The 3,402-nt window shown below is 55.0% G+C and carries 1 rRNA gene; it reads right to left on the bottom strand.

Annotation, left to right across the window (positions count from 1 at the left end):
- Positions 1-41: 41 nt before the first annotated feature.
- Positions 42-3,168 (bottom strand): 23S ribosomal RNA (locus ABD243_RS00550).
- Positions 3,169-3,402 lie beyond the last annotated feature (234 nt).

Below are 3,402 nucleotides of genomic sequence, written 5' to 3'. Positions count from 1 at the left end.
TGGTGCGAACCCCTTTTGAAACGGGTTCGCGGGAAGAGTGTGTGGTGTAAGTTATCGGCCTATTAGTACCGGTCAGCTTCACGAGTCGTTAGTCCTCGCTTCCACATCCGGCCTATCAACCCAGTGGTCTGGCTGGGGGCCTCTCACACACAAGGTGTATGGAAATCTCATCTCGAAGCGAGCTTCCCGCTTAGATGCTTTCAGCGGTTATCCCATCCGAACGTAGCTAATCAGCGGTGCACTTGGCAGTACAACTGACACACCAGAGGTTCGTCCGTCCCGGTCCTCTCGTACTAAGGACAGCCCTTCTCAAATTTCCTGCGCGCGCAGCGGATAGGGACCGAACTGTCTCACGACGTTCTAAACCCAGCTCGCGTACCGCTTTAATGGGCGAACAGCCCAACCCTTGGGACCTACTCCAGCCCCAGGATGCGACGAGCCGACATCGAGGTGCCAAACCATGCCGTCGATATGGACTCTTGGGCAAGATCAGCCTGTTATCCCCGAGGTACCTTTTATCCGTTGAGCGACGGCCATTCCACAATGTACCGCCGGATCACTAGTCCCGACTTTCGTCCCTGCTCGAGATGTCTCTCTCACAGTCAAGCTCCCTTGTGCACTTACACTCGACACCTGATTGCCAACCAGGCTGAGGGAACCTTTGGGCGCCTCCGTTACTTTTTAGGAGGCAACCGCCCCAGTTAAACTACCCATCAGGCACTGTCCCTGACCCGGATTACGGGCCGAAGTTAGATGTCCAAAGTGACCAGAGTGGTATTTCAACGATGACTCCACCCGAACTGGCGTCCGGGCTTCAACGTCTCCCACCTATCCTACACAAGCCACTCCGAACACCAATACCAAACTATAGTAAAGGTCTCGGGGTCTTTCCGTCCTGCTGCGCGTAACGAGCATCTTTACTCGTACTGCAATTTCGCCGAGTTTATGGTTGAGACAGCGGGGAAGTCGTTACTCCATTCGTGCAGGTCGGAACTTACCCGACAAGGAATTTCGCTACCTTAGGATGGTTATAGTTACCACCGCCGTTTACTGGGGCTTAAATTCTCAGCTTCGCCTTGCGGCTAACCGGTCCTCTTAACCTTCCAGCACCGGGCAGGAGTCAGTCCGTATACATCGTCTTGCGACTTCGCACGGACCTGTGTTTTTAGTAAACAGTCGCTTCCCCCTGGTCTCTGCGGCCCCGATCCCCTCCCACCAGCGTGTGGTGTTCAAGGTTGGGGCCCCCCTTCTCCCGAAGTTACGGGGGCATTTTGCCGAGTTCCTTAACCATAATTCTCTCGATCGCCTTAGTATTCTCTACCTGATCACCTGTGTCGGTTTGGGGTACGGGCGGCTAAAACCTCGCGTCGATGCTTTTCTCGGCAGCATAGGATCACCGAATCCCCCCCTACGGGGGTCCCGTCAGATCTCAGGCATCATGAACGGCGGATTTGCCTACCGTTCGCCCTACATCCTTAGACCGGGACAACCATCGCCCGGCTCGGCTACCTTCCTGCGTCACACCTGTTAATACGCTTGCCTCCCAGGATCAGGTCCCGCGCTCCACCAAAACCCTCACACCCAAAGGGTGATCGGGCAGGTCTCGGGCGGTTAGTATCCCCTGTTCAACATGGGCGGTTTTTCGCCGGTACGGGAATATCAACCCGTTGTCCATCGACTACGCCTGTCGGCCTCGCCTTAGGTCCCGACTTACCCAGGGCAGATTAGCTTGACCCTGGAACCCTTGATCATTCGGCGGACGGGTTTCTCACCCGTCTTTCGCTACTCATGCCTGCATTCTCACTCGTGTAGGCTCCACCGCTGGTTTACACCGCGACTTCACCGCCCACACGACGCTCCCCTACCCATCCAGACGCCTGAACCACAAGGGCTTAGCTAATATCTGAATGCCACAACTTCGGCGGTGTACTTGAGCCCCGCTACATTGTCGGCGCGGAATCACTTGACCAGTGAGCTATTACGCACTCTTTTAAGGATGGCTGCTTCTAAGCCAACCTCCTGGTTGTCTTCGCAACTCCACATCCTTTCCCACTTAGCACACGCTTAGGGGCCTTAGTTGGTGGTCTGGGCTGTTTCCCTCTCGACTATGAAGCTTATCCCCCACAGTCTCACTGCTGCGCTCTCACTTACCGGCATTCGGAGTTTGGCTGACGTCAGTAACCTTGTAGGGCCCATTAGCCATCCAGTAGCTCTACCTCCGGTAAGAAACACGCAACGCTGCACCTAAATGCATTTCGGGGAGAACCAGCTATCACGAAGTTTGATTGGCCTTTCACCCCTACCCACAGCTCATCCCCTCCATTTTCAACTGAAGTGGGTTCGGTCCTCCACGACGTCTTACCGTCGCTTCAACCTGGCCATGGGTAGATCACTTCGCTTCGGGTCTAGATCACGCCACTGCAACGCCCTGTTCAGACTCGCTTTCGCTACGGCTTCCCCACACGGGTTAACCTCGCGACGTAACACTAACTCGCAGGCTCATTCTTCAAAAGGCACGCCGTCACCAGAATCAGACTGGCTCCGACGGATTGTAAGCACACGGTTTCAGGTACTGTTTCACTCCCCTCCCGGGGTACTTTTCACCTTTCCCTCACGGTACTGGTCCGCTATCGGTCATTAGGGAGTATTTAGGCTTATCAGGTGGTCCTGACAGATTCGCACGGGATTTCTCGGGCCCCGTGCTACTTGGGATACTTCACCAGGCGGTACACAACATTTCGGTTACGGGGCTCACACCCTCTACGGCCGGCCTTTCAAGACCGTTCACCTATGCCTGCACATCACACCTCACCAGCCCGGCAGAACTGGTATGGAAAGTCCCACAACCCCGACCATGCAACGCCCGCCGGCTATCACACATGGAACGGTTTAGCCTGATCCGCGTTCGCTCGCCACTACTAACGGAATCACTATTGTTTTCTCTTCCTGCGGGTACTGAGATGTTTCACTTCCCCGCGTTCCCTCCACGCACCCTATGTGTTCAGATGCGGGTCACCAGGCAGCTCGCGCCCCTGGCGGGGTTTCCCCATTCGGACACCCTGGGATCACAGTCCGGTTATCGACTCCCCCAGGCTTATCGCAGATTCCTACGTCCTTCTTCGGCTCCTAATGCCAAGGCATCCACCGTGTGCTCTTAAAAACTTGACCACAAAAGATCAATCAGAAATTTTCGAGAGAACCATGAAAACCACCACCACCGCCCCGAAGGACAACAGCGACAGATCCAGGTTCATATTCTTGGAAATTGCTTCTTATAAAAGATGCTCGCGTCCACTATGTAGTTCTCAAACAACAACCCCGTACCACACACCCCACACACACAACCCACACGGGCCGAACATGCATGATCGATGCAGCCAGGAAACCAGAAACACAAGTCCC

This window comes from Arthrobacter humicola, assembly GCF_039531445.1.
Lineage (GTDB): Bacteria > Actinomycetota > Actinomycetes > Actinomycetales > Micrococcaceae > Arthrobacter > Arthrobacter humicola.
The sequence above is the reverse complement of the archived record's forward strand: the minus strand, read 5'-3'. Positions and strand labels throughout refer to the sequence as shown.